Raw genomic sequence first — 25,433 nt, forward strand, 5'->3', positions numbered from 1 at the left:
GACGCTGCGTCACTGCAACGTCTGCCGTACCCACGCGCCGTTCTTCATCACGCCGGCGATGCGCTCGCCTTGTCCGGTCAGAACACTGATGTCCTTTAGCGGATCGCCATCGACGATCAGCAGATCAGCAAAAGCGCCCACGGATACGACGCCCAGACGGCCCTGCTGTCCGACGATCTCGGCGCCGACGGCGGTGGCCTGACAGATCGTCTCGAAAGCACCGAGAATGGCTGCGCGGATCGTCAGTTCATCGCTTTGATACTGATGCATGTCGCCCAGCAGGTCGGTGCCAAGACCCATTTTCACGCCGTTGCGTTTGAGCAATTCGAGCGCCTTCAGGCCCTGGATGCGGACGTTCTCGTTTTTCGCTAGCGCGCTTTCCCCCACACCGGCTTTGGCGCCGACCTTGTTCATCGCGTCATAGGTCACGAGCGTCGGCACGGCAAACGCGCCAAACTCCGCCATGACGGCCGCCGCTTCGTCGTCGATCAGGTTGCCGTGCTCGATCGTGCGCACACCGAGCTTCACGGCGCGAGCGATCGCCTTGCCGGTGTACGCATGCGCCATCACATAAGTCTGGTGCGACGCGGCTTCCTCGACGACGGCCTTGATCTCGTCGACGGAAAACTGCAGATTGCCGATCGGATCCGTCGGCGACGCAACGCCACCCGACGCCATGATCTTGATGTGATGCGCGCCGGCGCGCATCTCTTCCCGCACGGCCTTGCGTACGTCGTCCACACCGTCGACGATCCGTCCAATTGCGCCGAGATTGCGATGGCAGCCGCAAGGGTCGGGGTCGGAGTTGTCGAAGCGCTCGCGAAAGTCGCCGTGGCCTCCCGTCTGCGAGAGCGCCTTGCCGGCCACGAATAAGCGCGGCCCGGCGATCACGCCTTCCTCGATGGCGCGCGAGAGCGCGTAGTCGGCGCCGCCGGCGTCGCGCACGGTCGTGAAGCCCCGGTTGAGCATGCCGCTCAGGATCGGTACGGCCCGCAAGACGGCAAAGGTATTCGGCAAACGCCCGTTGTTCCCGAGGTGCGCCACCGAAGCAATGACGTGCGCATGGCAGTCGATCATGCCGGGCATCACTGTCTTGCCCCCGACATCGATGACCTGCGCACCATTGATCGACACCGGCTCGCGGGTCACTTCCTTGATGATCTCCCCGTCCACGACGATCGAATAGCGGGCCGTGTCGTTTTCGTGATTCACGTCCAGGACACGTGCGTTCTTCAGGATCAACATTTCGATTCCTCAACGGATTGTTGAACGGCCCGAGGGCCGCGATAGATCACTTCAGCAAAAAGCCTTTGGCAAGCGGATCACGGTCATCGACAAAGATCGTGTTGTGTCCCGTCACCCGCGCCCACCCTTCGATGCTCGGAATGATTGCGTCGAGTTCACCGACACGCGTCGCTTCTTCCGGAACACCATTGAAGAGCGTGCCGATAATGCTTTCGTGAACAAAACGCTCACCGATCTTCAGCTTGTCTTTGCCGACCAGTTGCGCCATACGTGCGGAAGTCCCCGTGCCGCAAGGGGACCGGTCGATGGCCTTGTCACCGTAGAACACCGCATTGCGCGCGCTTGCACCTTCGACCGTCGGCTCGCCGGTCCACATCACGTGGCTCAGACCACGGATCTCGGCTTTCTCGGGGTGAACGAACTGATACTTCTCGTTCGCTTTCTGGCGCAGGATCGGACTCAGGCGCTGGATATCCGAAGGCTTGAGTGCGTGCAGGCCAGCGAAGTTTTTCTGCGGCTCGACGATCGCGTAGAAGTTTCCGCCGTAGGCGACATCGAAGCGGATTTCGCCGAGACCCTCGAGCTCGACCATCAGATCCGTCGAGTGAAGGAATGACGGAACATTGATGAGCTGCACGGAGTCGACGTTGTCACCGTCCATCTTGTAGCGCGCGACCACGAGACCGGCCGGCGTATCCAGACGCAGCACCCCCGGTTCTCGCGGACGCACCAGACCGTGTTCGATGGCGGTTGTGACCGTTCCGATGGTGCCGTGGCCGCACATGGGCAGACAGCCGCTCACCTCGATAAACAGAATGGCGACGTCACAATCGGAACGGGTCGGCGGATAGAGGATACTGCCCGACATCACTTCATGGCCCCGCGGCTCGAACATGAGCGAGGTCCGGATCCAGTCGAATTCGCGCTCGAAATGCGCGCGCCGCTCGATCATGTTCGCGCCTTCCAGCCGCGGCGCACCTCCTGCGACGACGCGGACCGGATTGCCACATGTATGTCCGTCGATGCAAAAGAACGTCGATTTCATAGCCCTGCTCCATCCAGAATGACCTGCAAAAAGTAGCCCGGTCCAGGCCCACGTGCGTTACTTCGACAGCGCGCGCAAGTCGGCGAGCGTCTTCTCCACGATCGCAACGACTTTCTCGCGTTCTTCGCCTTCGAGTTTCAGCCGCGGAGCCTTGACGGTTTCCGGGTAGCCCGCCGTGATGTTCTCCGCCAGCTTGATGTACTGCACGAGCTTCACGTGCGTATCCAGATGGAACAGGTCGATCAGTACGCGGTACAGCTTGCGGGCCGATTCATAGTCGCCGGCAATCGCCAGATTCAGCAGTTCGACCGATTCCTTCGGCACCGCGTTGGCCATGCCCGAGACCCAGCATTTCGCGCCCAACGCCGCCGACTCGAGCACCAGATCGTCGACACCGCAGACCACGGCCAGGCGGTCGCCGAACCGGCCGATCAGATCGGTGACGCGCGTCGTGTCATACGACTCTTCCTTGATGGCTTCGATCGTCGGCTCTTCCAGCAGCTTCGCCACGAGGTCCGGCGTGAGGTCGACGCCGTAACCGCGCGGGTTGTTATAGAGCAGGATCGACAGCTTCGACGCTTGCGCGATCGCCTTATAGAAGGCGACGGTTTCGCGCGCGTCGGACTTGTACGTCAGTCCCGGGAATACCATCAGGCCTTGAACGCCGAGCGCCTGCGCTTCTTTCGCGTACTGGACCGCACTTGCCGTATTGGTTTCGGCGAGACCGGCGATTACCGGCACGCGCCCGTTCACGGTCTCCACAGCAAGCCGGATCACCGTGCGCTTCTCTTCCGGCGTGAGCTGGGCGTTCTCACCAACCATGCCCATCATGACGACGCCACCGACGCCGTTCTCGATGAGACGATTCAGACCTGCCTTGATCGCGTCGTGATCGAGGGAACCGTCGTCCTTCAGCTTCGTGGTGACAGCGGGAAACACACCTTTCCAGTTGACTTGCATGGCTACACCTTTCCAAAAAAATGATAATCAGAAGCGGGATCTCCCGCGGGTCGATCGAGGTCACGGAGCCCCGTTAATTCCGGAAGCGGCTGATCGAGTACGGCTCGAGACCGATTCCGGGTGTTCGATTGGCAAGCAGGTCGGCAACCAGCGCACCTGTCGTTGCCGATTGCGTCAGCCCAAGATGACCGTGGCCGAACGCATAAATGACGGACGGCGTGCGTCGCGACCGGCCAATGACAGGCAACGAATCCGGCGTGGCTGGACGGTGTCCCATCCACTTCACCGCGCCCTGATCGTTGATGCCTGGCAGAAAGCGCTTGCCGAGCGCGAGTAGCGCGTCACTTCGCTTGTAGTTCGGCGGCGCATCGAGGCCGGCGAACTCCGCCGCGCCGCCAATGCGCATTCCGATATCGAGCGGCGTGGCGACAAATTTGCGTTCGGCAAAAATCACTTCACGCGACAGGCTGATGCCGTGCGCGGGAAGCGTCGTGTTGTAACCACGCTCGCTGTCCAGCAGGACGCGGTCGCCGATCGATCCCGCCAGCGCGGCGGACCATGCACCCGTCGCCACGACGAGGCGGCGCCCCTTCACCCGTTCGCCGGTCTCGGTGAGCGCTGCCGGCGCAAGCGCGTCGGCAAGATCGAGCGCCTTCACGGTGCCGGCGACGAACGTGGCGCCGAGCTGCTTCACACGCTCACGCAGTTGGGTCACGAGACGCTTCGGGTCACCGATGTGCGACCAGTCGTCGAGAAACACACCGTGACGGAAAACTGGCGCGAGGGACGGCTCGCAAGCGCGGACTTCGTCGGCCGACATGGCGTGCCAGCGCACGCCCAGATCACGCTTGAATTCCCACTCGTGCCGATCCGCGGCGAAGGCTTCGTCGGTCTCGTAGACCGTCAACGCGCCGCGGCGATAGAAGCTGTCCATCGCGCCGATGTCCTCGAACATCGGCACGATGTCGTCGTAGACACGGTTGTTCAGACTGGCGAGCGCCAGCGAGATTTCGCGGAAACGGTCCTTGTTGCCCGAGCGCTGAAACTCCATGAACCAGGGCAACGCGCTCGGCACATGTTTCCAGTCGAGCGCCAGCGGCCCCAGCGGATCGAACAGCCACTTCAGCGCCTTCATGTACATGCCGTTCACTGAAATGGGCGTGCTCTCCGTCACGGCGATACCGCCCGCGTTTCCGTGCGACGTGCGGTCGCCTTCGAAGTCGCGATCGACGATGGTGACGCTTGCGCCGTCGCGCAACGCGGACCACGCGCAGGCGAGACCGACGATTCCGCTACCGATCACCACGACATCGGGGATCATCCGGGAGTGCTGAGCTTGCTGGGTCATTTCCGTGAATAAAGGTATTGCATGGGTCGAAGGCAGACCCGTCCGAAAAATTGGCGGAGCGCGGTAACTGCCGCCCCCCCGGTCCTACACCTGTTCCATGAAATCAGGGTCCTCGAGCCCGCGCAGCCTTTGAACCTGATCTTCGAGCGGCGAGACCGCCAGTTGTGCGAACACCAGCGCCAGTCCGATATCGGCATGGTCGTACAGCCCGGCTTCGCCAAGCAGATTCATGGTGCCCAGCGTGACGCCGTTCTTGCGCACGGGAATGTTCAGCACGCTTTCACAGCCGATCGACCACAACACCTCGTACTCGGAAAACACGGCCTTGATGTCCGCGCGCGTCGAGCCGATAAAGATTTCGCCGCGGCGAAGAACCTGATCCGACCAGCGGCTTTGTGTGACCCGCTTGAGGCCGCCTACCGGATTGATGTCGAGGCGGTTGCTGTGCAGGCGCCCGAGGCGGCTCGACGCCTCGTCGTAGGCGAGCACGGTGAAGAGCCGCTGGCCGAATACCTCCGTGAGGGAGCGTTCGAACTCGGACCACACCATGTCGGCGTTGCCGCCTTTCTGTCGAATCGCGGCCAGACGCTCCATCGCCTGAAACATACTTGCGCGGTTTGTGTTCGTCATGACAACTCCTTATTTCGCGGTTCGAAGCGCGGCGCCTTGCGCGTCGGGATGCATCGAGCCGTACTCCTCGTCGGAAATCTGTTCGAGCGTCTTGCCGGTCGTCGAAACGCCGAGGAAAATCACGGCGAGCGCGCCGATCAGCAGGATCACCGTGGTCATGCCGAACACGCCGGCAAAACCCCACAACGGGTAGATGTAGCCCACCAGCATGGGCGAACAGATCGCGCCGATACGGCCGAACGCCGAAGCCGTGCCCATGCCCGTAGCACGCAGGTGCGTCGGGAACACTTCAGGGGTGTAGGCATATTCGCCCGCGTTGACGCCGTTCATCGCGAAGGACATGAAGATCGACGCAAGCACGATCGAGGTGTCGCTGCCCGCATTGGCCAGCCAGATGCCCGCGACGCAAGCCAGTCCCATGTACGTGACGATCGTCGTCTTGCGTCCCAGTTTTTCGCAAAAATAGGCCGACGAGTAGTAGCCCGGAATCTGCGCGAGGTAGATCAGGATCGAGACGGAGAAGCTCTTCGTAATGGTCATGCCATGCTGAACGAGCAGGCCGGGGATCCAGACGAAGAAAGCGTACGAGCAGAACGTCACCGACAGCCATAGACACCAGCTCATCAACGTCGTTTTGGCGAGAGGCGGCTTCCACAGCAGCTTCAGGTTTCCGAAGAAGGAACCCGAGTGTTCATAGCTCGCGGCAGTGCCTGCCACAGGCACGACCGGCGGCAACGTTACGCCTGTGCGTTCGATCTGCCGCTCGATATCGGACACCACGGCTTCGGCCTCGGCATGACGGCCGCGAATCTCCAGCCAGCGCGGCGACTCGTGCAGCGACCGACGCCACCAGAGCAGCACGACGACAGGCACGGAAACGATCACCAGCGCGATACGCCAGCCTTCCGGGTTCAGCGGGATTACGAAATAGCCGATCAGCGCCGCCGCCACGAAACCGAACGAGAAAAAGCCGGCCAGCGCGCCCGTGAAGGCGCCCCGATAGCGATTGCTGACGAACTCCACCAGAAACGGCGCAATGATCGCGCCTTCGGCGCCCATGCCGATGCCGGCGATGGCTCGCAGCAGGGCGAACGTGTGCCAGTCGTTCACGAACGCGTTGGCAAACGTCAGCACGCAGAAAAAGGTCAGCGCCCACATCATGACGACACGGCGGCCGAAGCGGTCGCCTAGTAGGCCGGCGAATAATGCGCCGACGAGAAAACCGACATAGGTGCTGCTGCCGAGGAGCCCGGTCTCGAAGCTCGTCAGATGCCACCTGGTACGAACCACGGGCAGGATAAACGCGATGATGGCGGCGTCGACGGCTTCGAACATGAAGCCCAAACCGCCCATGATGAGCAGCTTGAAGTGGAAGCGGCTGAACGGAAGGCGTTCGAGCCGGGCTGCAATCGGTGACATGGAGTTGCTCCCGCGATGAGAGATCGACCAGTCCGGAAGCCCGGACCGAAGTGCGCTACCAATATCCTGTATCCAAAATCCAGAGTCAAGGGCGGGTAAACCTCTGCGCGCGAGGAGCGTCTGGGCGTGCAAGGGATGCGCTTAAGAAACCACTTTGTGAAAGTACGCGCTGCAGATGTAGAAAAGGCCACGTTCCTTTTGGGAACGCGGCCTTATTTCTTTGGTGCGTGAGGCCGGACTCGAACCGGCACACCATTTCTGGCGTCAGGACCTAAACCTGGTGCGTCTACCAATTTCGCCACTCACGCGAATTTTTACTGCAGGCAGGACCGCTACGGTCTCGCACGCGATACAACTCGCCGCAATGCCAGCAACAGCCCTTATTTTACGCGGGTTCCACGATCTCAGCCCTGCCACCGCCTGGTGGAGCGTCAGGCCTGAAACAGGTGCGCGCACCTGTTTCGCCGCCCGCGTAGGCAGGCATGACCGATGCGTCTGCCTGTTGTCCCGCGTGCTGTCGGCCGCGCCAAAAACACGCGCCCGAAAGCGTAAGCGCGAGATTCTAACCGATTGATTCGCGCTTGTCTGCATTTGCCCGGCATCTGTCCGGGCGGCGCCGATGCTACAATTTTTGGCTTGATGCACGCACGGCGTGCTCCCACTTCGCCCGCCCCTCCCCACATTTCCAATCCCGTGAATTTCGACGAATATTGCCAGCAGAAAGCGGCGCCGCCCGGATCGAGTACTTACTATGCGCTTCGGCAGGCGCCCGCCGCGAGCCAGCCGCTGTTGACCGCGCTGTTCGCGCTGCGCCGCGAGTTCGAGGAAACGGTCAAGGAGACCAGCGATCCGGCCATCGGCCGCACGAAACTCGCGTGGTGGCAAAACGAACTCGCCGCACTGGCTTCGGGCACGCCGTCGCATCCAGTGTCCAAGGCGCTGGCCGCCTACCTGCCCGATGTGAAGGCCGAGTACCCGACGCTGCAGGCGCTGCTCGCCGGCTTCGAGATGGATCTCGACCAGGCGCGCTACCTCGACTATCCGAATTTGCGGCGCTATGTGCAAGGCGTCGGCGGCACGTTCGCTTCGCTGGTCGCGCGCGCCACGGCGAAAGATGCCGCGCAGGCGTCGAACTGGTCCGCGGCGCTCGGGGAGGCGCTGCTGCTCGCGCAGTTCGTGGTCGAAACGGGCAATGACGCGCGCCACGGCCGCATCTATATTCCCATCGACGAAATGCAGCGCTTTAACGTAACCGCCGCGGATCTGATCAATCGAAAATACAGCGACGCGTTCACCGAGTTGATGCGCTTCGAGACGAAGCGCGCCCGCGACGCGCTGCAGACCGCGCTCGGCGCCGTGCCCGCCAGCGAGCGCCGCTCGCAGCGCACGCTCGTCGCGCAAGCGGCATTGGCATTGGCCTTGCTGGATGAAATCGAACGTGACGGCTATCACGTTCTGCATCAGCGCATCGCGTTGACGCCGATTCGCAAGCTCTGGATCGCGTGGCGCGCGAAGTGAACTGAACTATCGGCGCGTCGGCTTTACGCGAGGCGCGTTCAGCACGTCGTCAGACGCGTAACAACGGCAGCGGTTCGAACCGCTGCTGCAGGATCGTCGACGCGTCGAGTCCCCACCAAGGCCCGAGCACCATGGCATAAAGCTGCCGGAAATCGACGCCGACCGGCAAGTTGCCATTGCCGTCGAGCCGCGCCAGCACCGGCGGCACGCCATAGAGGCCGCCGCGCACGCGTGCGCCCATGACGAAATGCGGCGCCACGGTGCCGTGGTCGGTGCCGTTGCTCTGATTCTCACGCGGACGCCGGCCAAACTCGGCATAGGTCATCACCAACGTATCGTCCCAGCGGCCGAGTTCGACGAGCGCCGACTTCATCGACATCAATCCTTCCGCGAGTTGCCTGAGCAGCGCCGCCTGCTGACCTGGCTGGTTCTGATGCGTGTCGAAACCGTTCAGCGTGAGGCGGATCACCGCGACTCCGGAGCCTCGCTTTAACTGCTCTTGTGGCGCGTTACCCGAAGAACGCTCCTTCGGAGCTCCGCCCGCTGCCAGCACCTGCATCGCCGTTCTGATCGAACTGCCGAACGCGCCGCCTGGAAACACGGTCTTCAACGGCGCCTGCCCTTGCGCGGGACGCAGCCGGTCGGCGGCTTTCACGATATCGTTTTCGACGTCGAGAATATGCGCCAGCTCAGGATTGCGCTCGTGCAGCAACACGGGTGTAGCGAGCCGTGAAGCCTTGACGAACTGCGCCGGATTGACCAGCGCGATCGCGCGCGCGCCGTTCGCGAGCGGTCCCATCTCGGCGCTGCCGATCACCACACCGTCGGCGGCAAAACCCGCGGGCACCGGCGTCTGCGCAAACGCGCGCGTCAGCCATCCCTCGCGCAGATACTGGTCGGAACGCGACGCGGTGTCCCAGATCTCGATCGAGCGGAAATGTGACAGGTTTGGTTGCGCATAGCTCACGCCTTGCACGATCGCCAGTTGCTGGTCACGCCACAGCGGCATCAACGCCTGCAAGGACGGATGCAGCGCGGTGCGCTCGTCGAGTTGAATGGCCTGCTCGCGTTTGATGCCGATGTTCTTGCGCAACTGGTAGTACGTGGGATCGACAAAGGGAATCACGGTATTCAAACCGTCATTGCCGCCCTTCAGTTCGACGAGAATCAACAGGTTGTCGTAGCCGCGCGCCGAAGACGCGCCCGGCGCCGCCATCGGCGCGCCGAATGCGCGGGGCAGCCAGAGTGTCGCGCTCGCGGCCGCGCTCATCGAGAGAAAGCTGCGTCGTTTCATCCTGCACCTCGTTCGATTGCCGCGGCGCGAGTCGTATCGCCGTCGACGGACATCTTCTTTTTAGCTGCGTGGCGCGTGCTTTTTTCAGCGGCTCACTTCCTCACTTCAATTGATACGCTGGGTCCATCAGCAATGCCTGCAGATACGCGCTCGCGGTCGAACCGGTTTCGATCGCGTCGACCGGCGTGAGCGGCAGGACCGCATGCTGCAGCTGCAACTCGGCCGACAACCCCGGCCTGGCGGTCGGCGCGGTGTTGTAGTGCGCGAGCCATGTCTCGATGTCGAAGCCTACGCCACCTTTGCCACCTTTGCCGCCTTGAGCGGCTCGCGTCATCGTGCGTTGCAGCGTGGGAGCCGTCTGCATCTCGGGCATCGTGCCACTCGCCGCGACATTTGCGTTCATCGGATTGGTCATGCGCCGCGGGCCGGCGGCCTCGGTCGCGCGAAACAGCTGCTCGACGAATTGCTTGCGGGCGAGCAGCGTGGAACTGTTGATCCACGTCGTGCCGCCAGGCCATCCTTTGACGTTCGGCGGATAGAACAGGTTCTCGCCGAGCGTGCGGATTTGCGAGGCGAACGGTGCAGTGTTGTCGTAGCCGATGTCGAACGCGCGCAGCGTGCCGACCACGAACTCCGCCGGCGACTTCACGAGGACGCCGCGATTGCCGTCGTCCCAGAACGCGTCGCTCAGGAAGACTCCGCGCAACGCGACCTTGATATCGTAGTGGCTCGCGCGAAAGCGCGCCGCGATTGGTTCGATGCGCGCAAGGTCCGGCGTATCCGAGAGGAACTCGCGCCAGAGTCTGGTGGTCACGAAGGTGGCCGTTTCCGGCCGCGCGAGCAGGATATCGAGCACCTGATCGCCGTCGAACGGCCCGGTCTCGCCGAGCACGGTCTTCTCGCCGTCGTCGTGCTGGTTGGCGCGCCACACGTAGGCCTGCGTATCCGGATCGAGGCTCCAGCCGGTGTACGCGCGCGCGGCTTCCGACACGTCACGCTGCGTGTAGTGTCCTTCGCCGAGCGTGAACAGCTCCATCACTTCACGGGCGAAATTTTCGTTGGGCCTGCCCTTGCGATTGCTTGCGCCGTCCAGGTATTGCAGCATGGCCGGATCTTTCGCGACGTCGTGCAATAGCTCGCCGAAGCTGCCGAGCGCGTCGCGCCGCAACAGCATGTTCTGCAGCGCCATCTGCTGCGGATACGGCACCTTGTCCTGGCCCGAGGTGAAGTGGTTATGCCAGAACAGCGTCATGCGCTCGGTAAGCGGCGACGGCGTGGTCAACATCTCGGGCACCCACCATGCGCGTAATAAGTCGTAACGCTGCGCGCGCAGTCGCTGCTCTTCGCGGCGTTGATCGTCGGTCCACGCCTTCTTCGTCTCGCGAGTCGGAATCGGTTCGAGCACCCAGTCGGGTAGCGGCGTGACTGCCTCGCTTCGGGCGCTCGCGAGTACTTTATCGACGGCCTGCGCTCGCGTGAGTCCGACGTATTGCGAGAGCTCGGCGCTATCCGGCGCGAAGCCGACGCGCGTCAGGAAGAAGCGCGCATCGTCGGCATCGAGGATGCTCTGTTCACGGTCCCGAGCTGCCTGCTCATCGGCGGTCGGCGCAGCGTGCTTGATGTGCGGAACACGAGTCGCGCGAGGCTGCACTGCGGCGGCCGGCCCACCCGACGTCACCACCGCGAGGGCAATCGCCGATGCTACGAACTTGCGGCCACAACTACCACGTGCGTGCAATTTCATCATCGGTCATCGAGGTTGCCGGGATGTCATGGAAGGGGCGTTGGCGCGTGCAGCGAGGTATAGCGCACTTCGCTCTGACGACTCAACGGCAGGCTGAACAGGGAAGTTGACGGGGGAAGTGCAACGAAATCTTTCACGCAGAGCAGAAACGTGAAACACGTGCCAAGGGCTGGCACGATAATAGCTACCTCTTATAGAGCTCGCGGACAGCGTCTTCAATATGCTGCCGCAACAGACGCCGTTCGTCGGGCGTCATATGACCATCGCGACGACGTTGATCAAGATCGGGGGGAACTGCGGTGCGCAACATGACGTCTGATGCGGGGCGGTCGGTGTTCGGGTCGCGGCGGTTGGCCTTGCCCTGCCTGGGCGCGCGCTCGCTCGCAGCTCTGTCGGCGGAAGGCTGGGCATGGGCGAGCGTTGGTCCTAGTGAGCCTGCAAGCGTACCGGCTACCGCCAGTGCAATCACGCTTAGGCGCACATTCGGCCAAACCCCTCCCTTCATGTTGTTCCCTTCGTGGCGCGGCAACCGGCTACCTCAAATGCGTATACAAACCCCGGTAACGAGCCGGGTGCGAGAGTTTTAGTCGTGTGAAGTATCCACCGAACAGCCGCATTCAGTAAAGGAGTCTACCTGCCCCCGCTTTACGTCGTGCCACAGTGCGGGTAAATTTTGTAACTGACTGTAACCCGTTAAATGATGCAAACGCGCACCACTTTCTAATCGCGCTAAGATGCCGACCATGGAAACCAAAAACCCCTCGAAAATCCTCGTCGTCGATGACGATCCGCGCCTGCGCGACCTGCTGCGCCGCTACCTCGGTGAACAGGGCTTCAACGTCTATGTCGCCGAGAACGCGCCGTCCATGAACAAGCTCTGGGTGCGTGAGCGCTTCGATCTGCTGGTGCTCGATCTGATGCTGCCGGGCGAAGACGGTCTGTCGATCTGCCGCCGCCTGCGCGGCAGCAACGACCGTACGCCGATCATCATGCTGACGGCCAAGGGTGAAGACGTCGACCGGATCGTCGGCCTGGAAATGGGCGCCGACGACTATCTGCCCAAACCGTTCAACCCGCGCGAGCTGGTCGCGCGCATCCACGCGGTGCTGCGCCGCCAGTCGCCGTCGGAGTTGCCGGGCGCGCCGTCCGAAACCACCGAGGTGTTCGAGTTCGGCGAGTTCGCGTTGAATCTCGCCACCCGCACGCTCACCAAGGCCGGCCAGGAAATTCCGCTGACCACGGGCGAGTTCTCGGTGCTCAAGGTGTTCGCGCGCCATCCGCGCCAGCCGCTGTCGCGTGAAAAGCTGATGGAGCTCGCACGCGGCCGTGAGTACGAAGTGTTCGACCGCAGTCTGGACGTGCAGATCTCGCGTCTGCGCAAGCTGATCGAACCCGATCCGGGCAGCCCGCGTTTCATCCAGACCGTCTGGGGTCTGGGCTACGTGTTCATCCCCGACGGTGCAGCCTGAGTTTGTTCTCACCTCCAGTTTTTGATTTCAGATAAGAAGGGCCCATGCGGATCGACCGGCGCCTCCTGACGCTCGCGTTCGGCGGCCTTTTCTGGCGGACCTTTCTGTTGATCGCGCTGTTGATCGCAGTCAGTCTCGCCGCGTGGTTCCAGAGCTTCCGGGTGATCGAACGCGAGCCGCGCGCGCAGCGCGTGGCGTTGCAGCTCGTCGCTATCGTCAAGCTCACGCGCACCGCACTCCTCTATTCCGATCCCGACCTGCGGCGCGCCTTGCTGCAGGATCTGGAAAGCAATGAAGGGGTGCGCGTGTACCCGCGCGAAACCACCGACAAGTACAAGCTTCAGCCCGACGAGTCGCTGAACCGGCTGATCGAACACGACATTCGCGGCCGCCTCGGCGACGACACCGTGATTGCCCAGAGCGTGAACGACATCCCCGGCGTGTGGATCAGCTTCAAGATCGACGACGACGATTACTGGGTCGCGCTCGACCGCGATCAGCTCGACAACGCCACCGGTTTGCAATGGGCCGGCTGGGGCGTGTTCGCGCTGGCGCTCTCGCTGTTCGGCGCGGCCTTCATCACGAGCCTCGTGAACCGTCCGTTCGCGCGCCTCGCCATGGCCGCGCGCAAGGTCGGCTCAGGCCAGTCGCCCGAGCCGCTGCCCGAGCGCGGCATGGGCGTGGCCGCGGAAACCAATCGCAGTTTCAACCAGATGGTGCAGGACCTCGAACAGCTCGAGGCCGACCGCGCGCTGATGCTTGCCGGCATCTCGCACGACCTGCGCACTCCGCTCGCGCGGCTGCGGCTCGAAACCGAAATGAGCCCGTCGGACCAGGCCACCAAAGACGCGATGGTCGACGACATCGAGCAGATGGACATGATCATCGGCCGGTTCCTCGATTACGCGCGGCCGGTGCAGCGCGTGCCGGAGCCTGTCGACCTGTCCGTGATCGCGGGCGAGTTGGCCGCGCGCATGCAGAGCGAAGACAGCATGCGCCTGATCACGCGGCTCGCGCCGTCGGCGGTGATCGAGGCCGACGAAACCGACATGCGCCGGGTAGTCGGCAATCTGCTGGAAAACGCGCGCAAATATGGCCTGAGCGACGGCGACGGCATTCCGCACGTGATTCTGGAAACGCGGGTGTCGCACTCGCGGGTCGAGCTCTCGGTGGTCGACGAAGGCCCCGGCATTCCGGAAGACCAGTTGGCGCTCGTCACGCGGCCGTTCTATCGTGTGAATTCGGCGCGCACTCAGGCAAACGGCACGGGCCTTGGCATGGCCATCGTCCAGCGCCTCGTGGGCCGTTACCGCGGCGCGCTGCGCCTGCGCAATCGCACGCCTGGACCGGGTCTCGAGGTCACCATCGAATTTCCGCTGGCCAAGGGCGTCTGAGCGGAACGGGCATCATCCGCCTTTCGTGCGCGTTTTGCCGGGTCAACCACTATCGACCGAATCACCCAATAGAGGCGAGGCAGATAACGTGTAACGCGTTCGTTGCGACGAGTTGGTCGCTTTAACCATGCTGTTTTTCCGACGCACGAAGGAGCACTCTCATGAAAACTGTCGGCGATAAAGTTGAAGCGTTCACCGTCACTGCCGCGAAGCCGGGCTTCAACCATCATGAAGAGAACGGCATGTCGGCATTCGAAGAGATCACGGAGCAGTCGTTTCCGGGCAAATGGAAGATCATCTACTTCTACCCGAAGGATTTCTCGTTCTTGTGTCCGACGGAGATCGTCGAGTTCGGCAAGCTGGCCAGGGATTTCGAAGAGCGCGACGCGGTGTTGATGGGCGGCAGCGTCGACAACGAATTCGTTAAGCTGGCATGGCGCCGCGAACACAAGGACCTGAACAAGCTGAATCACTATGCCTTCGGCGACGTGAAGGGCGAACTGATCGACCAGCTCGGCGTGCGTGACCAGGAAGCGGGTGTCGCGTTGCGCGCCACCTTCATCATCGATCCGGACAACACGATCCAGCATGTGTCGGTGAACAACCTGAACGTGGGCCGCAATCCGGAAGAAGTGCTGCGGATTCTGGACGGCCTGCAAACGGACGAACTGTGCGCTTGCAACCGCCCGGTCGGCGGCGCCACGCTCTGAGCGGTGCTCCAACCAGAGCCGCCTGGCTTGAATGCGCGCAGCGCGACGAAACTCTCGCCGCTGTGCGCGTCTTGTAAAACCAGGCTCAGTTCTTGATCAGCAGAACCGCAGCCTGAGCTTCAATACCCTCGCCTCGGCCGAGATAGCCGAGCTTTTCATTGGTCTTGGCTTTGACATTGACGCGCTCGACCGGCAGTCCGAGATCGGCGGCGATATTGGCGCGCATGCCCTCGATATGCGGCGCGAGCTTCGGCGCCTGCGCCACCACGCTGCTATCCACATTGGCGATGGAAAAACCCGCCGCTTTCACGCGCGCGAAACACTCACGCAGCAACACGCGGCTGTCCGCGCCGGCGAACTTCGCATCGGTATCGGAGAAATGCCGGCCGATATCGCCCATCGCGGCGGCGCCGAAAATGGCGTCGGTAATAGCATGCAGCAGCACGTCCGCGTCCGAATGGCCGAGCAGGCCGCGCTCATAGGGAATCGTCACGCCGCCGATAATCAACGGACGTCCCGGCACCAGCGCATGCACGTCATACCCTTGCCCAATTCTGAAATCCATATGCGTCAAGTCCTCAAGCCCGCTAATTAAAATTGAAATCGTCCAGTCAGGACGCAGCCGCCGGCCGGCTCAGAATCGCCTCGGCCAGATCGAAGTCTTCCGGATACGTCACCTTGAAGTTGCGCAAGCTGCCCTGCACCAGCTTCGGCGCATGACCCAGCCACTCGATCGCGCTCGCTTCGTCCGTCAGGTCGTGACCGTCGGCCTGCGCGCGCAGGATCGCCTCGCGCAGCATGCCGATGCGGAACATCTGCGGCGTCTGCGCCTGCCACAAGCCGTCGCGCGCCTCGGTGCGGGCGATCCGGCCATCGGACGAATTCGCATCGATCCGCTTCAGCGTGTCCGCCACGGGCAAGGCCATGATGCCGCCCACCGGGTCGTCCTTCAGCGCGCCGATCAGCGTGCGGATCAGCGCGGGCGTGATGCCGGGGCGCGCCGCGTCGTGCACCAGCACCCAGTCGTCGTCATGCGCGCCGAACTCGACGAGCGCGTGCAGGCCGTTGAGCACGGAGGCCTGGCGCGAGCCCCCGCCGCTGCGGCGCACGGCGAAACGCAAGCCGCCGAAGCGGCGGCCGTCGAAGTGAGCGTCGTCCGGAGCAATCACGACAAGGGTTTGCGCAAACTCGCTGCAGGCGTCGAACGCCGCCAGCGAGTAATGCAACATGTCGCGGCCGGCGACAGTGCGATATTGTTTGGGCATCGCGGCGCCGGAACGGCTGCCGGTGCCAGCGCACGGAATCAGGGCAAATAGACGGGAAGTCACGAGTGCGGATGCCGCGAAGTCAAAGTAAAGGACGGATTTTATAATAGGTCCTTCGCATCCACGCCCCGACACGCGTAAACTTGCCGCTCACGTGTGAGCCTGAGGCCGCTTTTTCTCTTCTATGCCAGACATCGCCGCATCATCGCAGTACTCCCCGCCCGTCGCGCTCGTCAAGGCCGGCCAGCGTTTCGCCTTCGACGGCACGCACGGCTCGTCCGACGCGCTGCTGATCGCCCGCTACCATCTCGCTTATCGCGAGAAGGTGCCGCTGCTCGCGGTCGTGTGCGAAAGCGCCGTCGATGCGCAGCGTCTGGCGCAGGAAATCGGCTTTTTCGCGCCCGAGGCGCGCGTGCGTCTGCTGCCGGATTGGGAAACGCTTCCTTACGATACCTTTTCGCCGCATCAGGATCTGGTCTCGGAACGGCTCGCCACGCTGCACGATCTCGGCGAAGGCCGCTGCGACATTCTGCTGGTGCCCGCCACCACGGCGCTGTACCGCATGCCGCCGGCCTCGTTCCTTGCGGCCTACACGTTCTCGTTCTCACAAGGCGAGCGGCTCGACGAGGCTCGAATCAAGGCCCAGTTGACGCTGGCCGGCTACGAACACGTGAGTCAGGTGGTGCGTCCGGGCGAATACTGCGTGCGCGGCTCGCTGCTCGATCTCTATCCGATGGGCTCGCCCTTGCCGTACCGGATCGACCTGTTCGACGATCAGGTCGACTCGATCCGCGCGTTCGACCCGGACACGCAGCGCAGTCTCTATCCGGTGAAAGACGTGCGCCTGCTGCCCGGCCGCGAATTTCCGTTCGACGAAGCCGCCCGCACCGCCTTCCGCAGCCGCTGGCGCGAGACCTTCGAGGGCGATCCGAGCCGCGCGTCGATCTACAAGGACATCGGCAACGGCGTGCCGTCGGCGGGGATCGAATACTATCTGCCGCTGTTCTTCGAAGACACGGCCACGCTGTTCCACTATCTGCCCGAAGGTGCGCAACTGGCGTTCGTCGGCGATCTCGACGCGGCGATCCGGCGCTTCACCAACGACACGAAGCAGCGCTACAACTTCCTCTCGCACGACCGCGACCGGCCGATTCTGGAGCCGCAGCGTCTGTTCCTGTCGGACGAGGATTTCTTCACGCTCGCGAAGCCCTTCGCGCGGCTCTCGCTGCCTGCGAACGCCGGCGGCGGCTGGTCGACGCCGTTGCCGAATCTCGCGATCGACCGTCATGCGGAAGATCCCGTCGCGGCCTTGCGCGCGTATCTCGAGACCACGCCGAACCGCGTGCTGTTCGCCACGGAGTCAGCAGGCCGCCGCGAAACGCTGTTGCAACTGCTCGCCGACAATCATCTGCGACCGGTCTCGACCGACAGCTTCCAGGACTGGCTCACGAGCAACGAGCGCTTTTCATTGGGCGTCTCGCCGCTCGCCAACGGTTTCGCCGTGCCGGTCGACGGCATCGCGATCATCACCGAGACCGAGCTGTATGGTCCGCTCGCGCGTCGCGCGGGGCGCCGCCGCCAGGAACAGGCGAGCAACGTCGATTCGATGGTGCGCGATCTGTCCGAGCTCAAGGTGGGCGATCCGGTCGTGCATTCGCAGCATGGCATCGGCCGCTACATGGGACTCGTCACCATGGATCTCGGCGAGGGCGAGACCGAGTTCCTGCACCTCGAATACGCGGGCGACAGCAAGCTCTATGTGCCCGTCGCGCAACTGCACGTGATCTCGCGCTATAGCGGTGCCGATCCGGAAAGCGCGCCGCTGCACTCGCTCGGCTCCGGCCAGTGGGAAAAAGCCAAGCGCAAGGCCGCGCAACAGATTCGCGATACCGCCGCCGAGTTGCTGAACCTGTATGCTCGCCGCGCGCTGCGCCAAGGTCACGCGTTCGCGCTCGAACCGAAGGATTACGTGAAGTTCGCGGAGAGCTTCGGTTTCGAGGAAACGCCGGACCAGGCCGCGGCGATCGCGGCCGTGATCGGCGACATGACGAGCGGCAAACCGATGGATCGCCTCGTGTGCGGCGACGTCGGCTTCGGCAAAACGGAAGTCGCACTGCGTGCGGCGTTCATCGCGGTGATGGGCGGCAAACAGGTCGCCCTGCTCTCGCCCACCACGCTGCTCGCCGAGCAGCACACGCAAACCTTCAGCGACCGCTTCTCCGACTGGCCGGTGCGGATCGCCGAACTGTCGCGCTTCAAATCCACCAAAGAGGTGAGCGCGGCGATCCAGCAGATCAACGAAGGCACGGTCGATATCGTGATCGGCACGCACAAACTGCTCTCGTCAGATGTGCAGTTCAAGCGGCTGGGCCTCGTAATCATCGACGAGGAACACCGTTTCGGCGTGCGTCAGAAAGAGGCTCTGAAGGCCTTGCGCGCCGAAGTGGACGTGCTCACGCTGACCGCCACGCCGATCCCGCGTACGCTCGGCATGGCGCTCGAAGGGCTGCGCGATTTCTCGGTGATCGCCACCGCGCCGCAAAAGCGCCTCGCGATCAAGACCTTCGTGCGCCGCGAGGAAGACAGCGTGATTCGCGAAGCCATGCTGCGCGAGTTGAAGCGCGGCGGCCAGGTCTACTTCCTGCACAACGAGGTCGAGACGATCGAAAATCGCCGGCAAATGCTCGAAGCGTTGGTGCCCGAAGCGCGCATCGCGGTCGCGCACGGACAGATGCATGAACGCGAACTCGAACGCGTGATGCGCGACTTCGTCGCGCAACGCGCCAACGTGTTGTTGTGCACGACGATTATCGAAACCGGCATCGACGTGCCGAGCGCCAATACGATCCTGATTCATCGCGCCGACAAGTTCGGCCTCGCGCAATTGCATCAGTTGCGTGGCCGTGTGGGCCGCTCGCATCACCAGGCGTATTCGTATCTGCTGGTGCACGATCCGCAAGGGCTGACCAAACAGGCGCAACGCCGCCTCGAAGCGATCCAGCAGATGGAAGAACTCGGCTCGGGCTTCTATCTGGCCATGCACGACCTCGAGATTCGCGGCACGGGCGAAGTGCTCGGCGATAAACAATCCGGCGAGATTCACGAAATCGGCTTCCAGCTCTACACCGACATGCTGAACGACGCGGTGAAGGCGCTCAAGGAGGGCAAGGAGCCGGACCTCACCGCGCCGCTCGCCGCGACCACCGAGATCAACCTGCACGCGCCGGCGATTCTCCCCGCCGACTATTGCGGCGATGTGCAGGAGCGTCTGTCGCTCTACAAACGGCTGGCTAATTGCGAACACAACGATTCGATCGACAGCATTCAGGAAGAACTGATCGACCGCTTCGGCAAGTTGCCGCCGCAGGCGCAGGCGCTGGTGGAGACGCATCGTCTGCGGCTGGCGGCGAAGCCGCTGGGCATTTCGAAGATCGACGCAGGCGAAGCGGTGATCGGCTTGCAGTTCATCCCCAACCCGCCGATCGACGCGATGCGGATCATCGAGATGGTGCAGAAACACAAGCACATCAAGCTCGCGGGCCAGGACAAGCTGCGCATCGAAACGCGCAGCCCCGATCTGGCGGTGCGTGTCGCGACGGTCAAGGAAACCTTACGCGCGCTCGGCACGCCGAGTCGCGGCACGGCGGCTAGCGCAGCCGCGCGATAAGTTCGCGGCATGCGCGGCTGCGCTGGCGCAGCGTCGAAAACCGGGGTACGTCCAGCGTTTTTTCCGTTCATGCTGCGGTGCGCAAACGCGCACCGCAGCATACGGGCGTCTTTTTTTTGGGTATGATCGAAAGACTCAAATGCCGGAGTCTTGTCATGTCTCATGTCGCTGAAACAGCGCAGTCCACGCCGCAGTCCACCTCGTCTTCTCCCGCTTCGCTCCCGTGGGTCACCCGTCTCGTGTCGATGGACACGGTCAGCCGCAATCCGAATCTCGGCCTGATCGAAACCGTGCGCGACGAATTGCGTGCGGTCGGCGTCGAGGCCACGCTCACGCACGACGAAAGCGGCAAATGGGCCAACCTGTTCGCGACGATTCCCGCGCACAACGGCGAAACGAACGGCGGCGTGGTGCTGTCGGGCCACACCGACGTCGTGCCCGTGGATGGCCAGCAATGGGACAGCGATCCGTTCAAGCCGGAGATTCGCGGCGACAAGCTGTACGGCCGCGGCACCTGCGACATGAAAGGCTTCATCGGCGCGGCGCTGACGCTCGTGCCGGAGATGCAACGCACCAAACTCGCCAAGCCGATTCACTTTGCACTCTCCTTCGACGAGGAAGTGGGCTGCGCCGGCGCGCCGCTCCTGATCGCCGACCTGATGAAGCGCGGCGTGAAACCGGACGGCTGCATCGTCGGCGAACCGACCAGCATGCGGCCTATCGTGGCGCACAAAGGCATCAATGCCTACCAGTGCTGCGTGCGCGGTCAGGCGGCGCATTCGTCGCTGACGCCGAAGGGTTTGAACGCGATCGAATACGCCGCGCGTCTGATCTGCTACATCCGCGATATGGCCGATCAATTCCGCGAGCAGGGTCCTTTCGACGAACTGTACGACGTGCCCTTCACTACCGCGCAGACCAGCACGATCATCGGCGGCAACGCAATCAATACCGTGCCGGCCGAATGCAAGTTCCAGTTCGAATTCCGCAACCTGCCCACGCTCGATCCCGAACCGATCTTCGCGCGTATCGATCAATACGCGCGTGAAACGCTGCTGCCAAAAATGTTGCGCGAGCATCCATCGGCGGCCATCGAGATCACCAAGATCGCCGCGGCACCCGGACTGGATTCGTCTGAACAAGCTGCCATCACGCAACTGGTGCGCGCGTTGACCGCCGACCAGGACAAGCGCAAGGTTGCCTACGGCACGGAAGCCGGCCTGTTCTCGCTGGCGGGCATTCCGAGCATCGTCTGCGGCCCCGGCGACATTCAGCAGGCGCACAAGCCCAACGAATTCGTCGAGCTGGATCAACTGGTGGCGTGCGAGCGCTTCCTGCAGAAATTCATTCACAGCATGTCGGTCGACGCGCACGCGCACTGAAACTGGCAGATGTAGAAAGAGTCTTACCCATACCGACCCAAGCACGCCCACGCCATGTCCACCGCCACGCCGCAACACACCGACCATACGATCGACGGCGAGCCGATCCCCACGCTCGACGACATCGCCGCACAGCACTTTGCGTTGACGCCGTGGGTGGCGCGAACGCCGGTGTTCGACCGGGTGGACTTTCCGTCGCTGGAAGGCACGGTGGTGAACTTCAAGTTCGAGCTGTTGCAGGCGGGTGGCAGCTTCAAGGCGCGCGGCGCGTTCACCAACCTGCTCGCACTCGACGAAGCGCAGCGCAGCGCGGGCGTCACTTGCGTGTCGGGCGGCAATCATGCGGTGGCGGTCGCGTATGCGGCCATGCGTCTGGGCATCAGCGCCAAGGTCGTGCTGTTTCGCGCGGCCAATCCGGCGCGCGTGGCGCTGTGCCGGCAATATCGCGCCGAGATCGCGTTCGCGCAGGACATTGCCGAAGCATTCGAACTGGTGCGCCGGATCGAGGCCGAAGAAGGCCGCTATTTCGTGCATCCGTTCAACGGCTATCGCACGGTGCTGGGTTCAGCCACGCTCGGCTACGAATGGGCCACGCAAACGCCGGATCTCGAAGCGGTGATCGTGCCGATCGGCGGCGGCGGCCTCGCTGCGGGTGTCGCGACCGCCATGCGGCTCGCGAATCCGAACGTGCATGTGTATGGCGTGGAACCCGAAGGCGCGGACGTGATGGGCAAGAGTTTCGCCGCCAATCACACGGTCAAGATGCGCCAGATGCACGGCATTGCCGACTCGCTCATGTCGCCGCACACCGAAGAATACAGCTACGAATTGTGCCGCCGTCATATCGATCAGCTCGTCACGGTATCCGACGACCAGTTGCGCGCGGCCATGCTGACCTTGTTCGGACAACTGAAGCTCGCTGTCGAACCGGCCTGCGCCGCGGCTACCGCGGGTTTGCTCGGCCCGCTGCGCGAACAGTTGCAAGGCAAGCGCGTCGGCGTTCTGCTGTGCGGCACCAATACCGACCCGGTCACATTTGCCGCGCATATCGAACACGCGCGGCATAGCGAGTCACAGTTTCCTCAATAAAGAAACAAACCGCGCGTTGCCGGCCAAAAGACTAGCCTATCCTTCTCAGGTTGGTATCATTCGAACATCGACTTCTGGGAGGAACCTCTATGAGCATGGTCAAGGAATTCAAGGAATTTGCCCTCAAGGGCAACGTGATGGATCTTGCAGTCGGTGTGATTATCGGCGGCGCGTTCTCCACCATCGTCAATTCAATTGTTAAAGACCTGATCATGCCGGTTGTCGGGCTCGCCACCGGCGGCCTCGATTTCTCCAATAAATTCGTTCGCCTCGGCGCTATTCCGCCCAGCTTCAAGGGCAGCCCCGAGTCGTATAAAGACTTGCAAACGGCGGGCGTTGCCGTGTTCGGTTACGGCTCGTTCATTACCGTGCTGATCAACTTCCTGATTCTCGCGTTCATCATTTTCCTGATGGTCAAGTTCATCAACAACTTGCGCAAGCCGGCCGAAGCCGCGCCGGCAGAACCGCCGCCGACGCCGGAAGATGTTCTGCTGCTGCGTGAAATCCGCGATTCGTTGAAGAACTCACCGCGTTAAATAGTCCGGCGTATCAGCCGGAGTTGGTCATAAATAAAAGGCCTGTTGCGATTAAAGTCGCAACAGGCCTTTTGCTTACCTGGCGTCAACGCCAATGGACCACACGCTCACGCGTCCCGCTGCTCCTTCAGAGTCACCGCGCCTTCGATCATCGTCTCGAGCTGGCTAAAGTTGACCGGCTTGGTCAGATGCGAAGTGAAGCCGGCGCTCAGGCAGCGGCGCACGTCTTCGTCGGTGCCGAAGCCGGTTAGCGCGACCGCGGGTGCGTCCGAGTGCTCGCGGAACGCTTTGATAAAGTCGAGACCGGTACCGTCTGGCAACCCTACGTCGCTGACGACCAGATCGAAGGTCTGCGATTGTGTCGCGGCCAACGCGTCGTCGACCCGGCCCACGGTCGTGACTTCATGGCCGAGGCTGCGAATCAGCTGCTCCATGACCTCGGCGGTGTCCACATGATCTTCGATCAGCAGGATGTTGAGCAGACCGGCCGAATGCACTTCGTCAGGCACCACGACCGGTGAAGTCACCTCCGGCGCCGCAGCGGTCGGCAAGGTGATCGCGAAGGTCGCGCCGCAATGCGCGCCTGGGCTCTGCGCGGTCACCGTTCCGCCATGCACGTCGGTCAACGCCTTCGTGATCGCGAGTCCGAGGCCGAGGCCGCCAAACTGCCGCGTCATGTTCTGGTTGCCCTGCTCGAACGCGTTGAAGAGTTTGCCGATCTGGTCCGGCTCGATGCCGATCCCCGTATCTTCGACCGAGATCTGCACGTGCATGCGTTCGTCGCGTGTGCGTACATAAATATGGCCGCCGTCCGGCGTGAACTTGGCGGCGTTGCGAATCAGGTTCCACAGCATTTGCTGCAGCCGCGCGCGATCGGCCAGCACATAATGATGCTGCGCGTCCTTATGAACGTGCACGTCCTGCTGCTTGACCTGAATCTCGCTGCGAAACAGTTCGAGCACGCTGTCGATCACGTCGTGCACGTCGACGGTTTCCAGCGACAGCCGCAGCTTGCCGTTCGCCACGCGCGTGAGATCGAGCAGGTCGTCGATCAGCCGCGCTTCGAGTTCGACGTTGCGGCGGATCATGCGCACGCTCGCTCGCGCCTGATCGGGCAGACCCGGAATCATTTCCAGCACGCTGGCGCCGGCGAGCACCGGCGTGAGCGGCGTGCGCAATTCATGCGACAGCATGGCCAGAAAGCGGTCTTTGGCGCGATTGGCTTCTTCGGCGGTCTGGCGGGCGGCCTGCTCCGACGCCAGCAGCCGTTCGCGCTCCTCGGCCGCCTCGCGCTGCGAATGAATGTCCGTGCAACTGCCGAACCATTTGCTGACGTTGCCGTCGGCGTCGCGCATCGCCACCACGCGCAACTCGAACCAGCGATATTCGTCATCGTGACGGCGAATCCGCAACTCGTGCCGGTAATCGCCGGCGTTGCCTGACACTGTTTTGAGCCAGCTTCGGCGAATCTCTTCGCGGTCGTCAGGATGCACGGCGTCGAGCCAGGCAAGACCGTACGAACAGCTTTCAGCAAGGCCCGTGTAGTCGTACCACTGCTTCGACAGAAAATCGCAGTCGCCCGTGGCGTTGCAGGTCATGACGAGGTGCGGCAGCGCCTCCGACAAGGTGCGGTAATGCTGCTCGCGATCGCGCAGCAGCAAGGCTTCGTCCGACGCGCGCTGCAGGCGCACTTGCGAGAGCACCCGTTCGACGGCTTCGGGCAGGTAATCGAGGTAATCGCCGGATTTCGGCACGACGTCGGACACGCCCGCGCGCAGCGCCTCGATGACACGCGATTCGTCGGTAAAGCCGGTCACGAGGATGGCGGGAATCCGCACGCCTTCCGCGCGCAGACGGCGGAAGAAGTCCAGGCCCGTCTCGGGCCCGCTGAGCTGATAGTCGAGCACCAGCAGGTCGGGACCGCCGCCCGCGAGCCGGTCACGGGCCGCTTCGACGCCGGCGCAGATCGCGACCCGGCAGCCGGCGCGCTCGAGCGACTTGCGCGCGAGCCGCAGGATGCCTTCGTCGTCATCGACGACCAGCACGTAGGCGGCGGGCTGCGGGGACACTTCTTCGGTCATGCGGAGTCTTCTCTGGCTAAAGTCAACAAGTGGTCTATCTTGTCATGAGCGGCTTTCGGCCGGCTTCATGCGAACCTTCCATCAAGGCGCCGCGAGACGATGCCCGGAAGGCAGCTTGACCACCTGCAGGAAAAACCCGAGGCGGCGCACGGCTTCGATAAACGCATCGTATTCGACCGGCTTGGTGATGTAGACGTTGCAGCCGAGTTCGTAGCAACGCGCGATTTCGCGTGGGTCGTCGGTCGTGGTCAGGACGATCACCGGCACGGCGGCCGTCTGCGGCGATTCTTTCAGGCGCCGCAAGACTTCGAAGCCGTCCACCCGCGGCATTTTCAGATCGAGCAGCACGACGAAATTCAGCAAATCTTCGCGTGCGGGTACAGCGCTGTGAGCGGGGTCGGCTGCGGAACTCGCGTCGGCGTCGGCTGGTGACGGCGCCGGGCCGAAGAAATAATCGAGTGCCTGCTGGCCGTCGCGAAAACGCACGAAACCGTTCGAAATGCCGGCACGGCGCAGATTGCGCTCGACGAGCGTGGCGTGGCCGTCGTCGTCTTCGATCAGTACGATGCTGACCGTTTCCCCGTGATTCATATGCTCTCCGTGCTCAACGATTGGTTGATGCTCGCCGCTTGTGATT

At 62.9% G+C, this 25,433-nt stretch carries 21 protein-coding genes and 1 tRNA gene; 8 read left to right on the forward strand and 14 right to left on the reverse strand.

All coding sequences use genetic code 11. The features are described from left to right. Positions 1-9 precede the first annotated feature (9 nt). The 7 genes from PQR54_RS17220 to PQR54_RS17250 all read right to left on the reverse strand — a co-directional run bounded on the left by PQR54_RS17220 (position 10) and on the right by PQR54_RS17250 (position 6,955). A complete protein-coding gene (locus tag PQR54_RS17220; RefSeq protein ID WP_408247680.1) occupies positions 10-1,245 on the reverse strand; it encodes a metal-dependent hydrolase family protein in 1,236 nt (411 codons plus the stop codon). Positions 1,246-1,291: 46 nt separating this feature from the next. Further along, positions 1,292-2,290, reverse strand: coding sequence for a 4-hydroxyproline epimerase (locus PQR54_RS17225; RefSeq protein ID WP_408247683.1), 999 nt, complete (start codon positions 2,288-2,290; stop codon positions 1,292-1,294). Positions 2,291-2,347: 57 nt separating this feature from the next. After that, a complete protein-coding gene (locus PQR54_RS17230; protein ID WP_408247685.1) occupies positions 2,348-3,250 on the reverse strand; it encodes a dihydrodipicolinate synthase family protein in 903 nt (300 codons plus the stop codon). 73 nt (positions 3,251-3,323) lie between these two features. Continuing rightward, a complete protein-coding gene (locus PQR54_RS17235; protein ID WP_408247687.1) occupies positions 3,324-4,598 on the reverse strand; it encodes an NAD(P)/FAD-dependent oxidoreductase in 1,275 nt (424 codons plus the stop codon). 84 nt (positions 4,599-4,682) lie between these two features. Further along, positions 4,683-5,228, reverse strand: coding sequence for a GAF domain-containing protein (locus tag PQR54_RS17240; RefSeq protein WP_408247689.1), 546 nt, complete (start codon positions 5,226-5,228; stop codon positions 4,683-4,685). Positions 5,229-5,237: 9 nt separating this feature from the next. Next, complete coding sequence (locus tag PQR54_RS17245) at positions 5,238-6,647, reverse strand: MFS transporter (protein ID WP_408247692.1); 1,410 nt, start codon at positions 6,645-6,647, stop codon at positions 5,238-5,240. Positions 6,648-6,868: 221 nt separating this feature from the next. Next, positions 6,869-6,955, reverse strand: a tRNA-Leu gene (locus PQR54_RS17250). A 385-nt stretch (positions 6,956-7,340) separates the two neighbouring features. Here PQR54_RS17250 and PQR54_RS17255 point away from each other — a divergent pair. Further along, on the forward strand, positions 7,341-8,165 hold the full coding sequence (locus PQR54_RS17255) for a squalene/phytoene synthase family protein (protein WP_408247694.1): 825 nt from the start codon (positions 7,341-7,343) through the stop codon (positions 8,163-8,165). A gap of 49 nt (positions 8,166-8,214) precedes the next feature. Here PQR54_RS17255 and PQR54_RS17260 read toward each other — a convergent pair whose 3' ends face one another. From PQR54_RS17260 to PQR54_RS17270, 3 genes are all read right to left on the reverse strand, one after another. Next, entirely contained in the window at positions 8,215-9,459 is a 1,245-nt protein-coding gene (locus PQR54_RS17260) for a DUF1501 domain-containing protein (RefSeq protein ID WP_408247697.1), read from the reverse strand. Positions 9,460-9,559: 100 nt separating this feature from the next. After that, positions 9,560-11,206 carry a DUF1800 domain-containing protein gene (locus tag PQR54_RS17265; RefSeq protein WP_408247698.1) on the reverse strand — a complete coding sequence of 549 codons (1,647 nt, stop codon included), beginning with the start codon at positions 11,204-11,206 and terminating at the stop codon, positions 9,560-9,562. A gap of 181 nt (positions 11,207-11,387) precedes the next feature. Further along, positions 11,388-11,708, reverse strand: coding sequence for a hypothetical protein (locus tag PQR54_RS17270; RefSeq protein ID WP_408247699.1), 321 nt, complete (start codon positions 11,706-11,708; stop codon positions 11,388-11,390). A gap of 229 nt (positions 11,709-11,937) precedes the next feature. Here PQR54_RS17270 and ompR point away from each other — a divergent pair, with 229 nt between their 5' ends. From ompR to PQR54_RS17285, 3 genes are all read left to right on the forward strand, one after another. Continuing rightward, on the forward strand, positions 11,938-12,672 hold the full coding sequence (gene ompR / locus PQR54_RS17275; protein ID WP_006048917.1) for an osmolarity response regulator transcription factor OmpR: 735 nt from the start codon (positions 11,938-11,940) through the stop codon (positions 12,670-12,672). Positions 12,673-12,716: 44 nt separating this feature from the next. After that, the gene (locus PQR54_RS17280) at positions 12,717-14,066 is read left to right on the forward strand and encodes an ATP-binding protein (RefSeq protein WP_007182020.1); all 1,350 of its coding nucleotides are present in this window, start codon (positions 12,717-12,719) and stop codon (positions 14,064-14,066) included. Positions 14,067-14,227: 161 nt separating this feature from the next. Further along, entirely contained in the window at positions 14,228-14,776 is a 549-nt protein-coding gene (locus tag PQR54_RS17285) for a peroxiredoxin (RefSeq protein WP_408247700.1), read from the forward strand. An 85-nt stretch (positions 14,777-14,861) separates the two neighbouring features. Here the strand turns inward: PQR54_RS17285 and ispF are convergent, their stop codons facing one another. Beyond that, complete coding sequence (gene ispF, locus PQR54_RS17290; protein ID WP_012432887.1) at positions 14,862-15,341, reverse strand: 2-C-methyl-D-erythritol 2,4-cyclodiphosphate synthase; 480 nt, start codon at positions 15,339-15,341, stop codon at positions 14,862-14,864. 46 nt (positions 15,342-15,387) lie between these two features. After that, entirely contained in the window at positions 15,388-16,104 is a 717-nt protein-coding gene (gene ispD, locus PQR54_RS17295) for a 2-C-methyl-D-erythritol 4-phosphate cytidylyltransferase (protein ID WP_408247701.1), read from the reverse strand. A gap of 121 nt (positions 16,105-16,225) precedes the next feature. On the opposite strand from ispD, the gene mfd reads away from it, so the two are divergent. The 4 genes from mfd to mscL all read left to right on the forward strand — a co-directional run bounded on the left by mfd (position 16,226) and on the right by mscL (position 22,715). After that, on the forward strand, positions 16,226-19,708 hold the full coding sequence (gene mfd, locus PQR54_RS17300) for a transcription-repair coupling factor (protein ID WP_408247702.1): 3,483 nt from the start codon (positions 16,226-16,228) through the stop codon (positions 19,706-19,708). Between the two features lie 155 nt (positions 19,709-19,863). Next, the gene (gene argE / locus PQR54_RS17305) at positions 19,864-21,090 is read left to right on the forward strand and encodes an acetylornithine deacetylase (RefSeq protein ID WP_408247703.1); all 1,227 of its coding nucleotides are present in this window, start codon (positions 19,864-19,866) and stop codon (positions 21,088-21,090) included. Between the two features lie 54 nt (positions 21,091-21,144). Next, positions 21,145-22,179 carry a threonine/serine dehydratase family protein gene (locus PQR54_RS17310; protein ID WP_408247705.1) on the forward strand — a complete coding sequence of 345 codons (1,035 nt, stop codon included), beginning with the start codon at positions 21,145-21,147 and terminating at the stop codon, positions 22,177-22,179. A gap of 89 nt (positions 22,180-22,268) precedes the next feature. Then, the gene (gene mscL, locus PQR54_RS17315; RefSeq protein WP_310812031.1) at positions 22,269-22,715 is read left to right on the forward strand and encodes a large conductance mechanosensitive channel protein MscL; all 447 of its coding nucleotides are present in this window, start codon (positions 22,269-22,271) and stop codon (positions 22,713-22,715) included. A gap of 107 nt (positions 22,716-22,822) precedes the next feature. Here the strand turns inward: mscL and PQR54_RS17320 are convergent, their stop codons facing one another. Both PQR54_RS17320 and PQR54_RS17325 read right to left on the reverse strand, forming a co-directional pair. Beyond that, positions 22,823-24,796 carry a hybrid sensor histidine kinase/response regulator gene (locus PQR54_RS17320; protein ID WP_408247708.1) on the reverse strand — a complete coding sequence of 658 codons (1,974 nt, stop codon included), beginning with the start codon at positions 24,794-24,796 and terminating at the stop codon, positions 22,823-22,825. An 81-nt stretch (positions 24,797-24,877) separates the two neighbouring features. After that, complete coding sequence (locus PQR54_RS17325) at positions 24,878-25,387, reverse strand: response regulator (protein ID WP_408247710.1); 510 nt, start codon at positions 25,385-25,387, stop codon at positions 24,878-24,880. Positions 25,388-25,433: the final 46 nt, after the last annotated feature.

The sequence above is a fragment of the Paraburkholderia phytofirmans genome, assembly GCF_046028095.1.
GTDB classification, from domain to species: Bacteria; Pseudomonadota; Gammaproteobacteria; order Burkholderiales; family Burkholderiaceae; genus Paraburkholderia; species Paraburkholderia phytofirmans_A.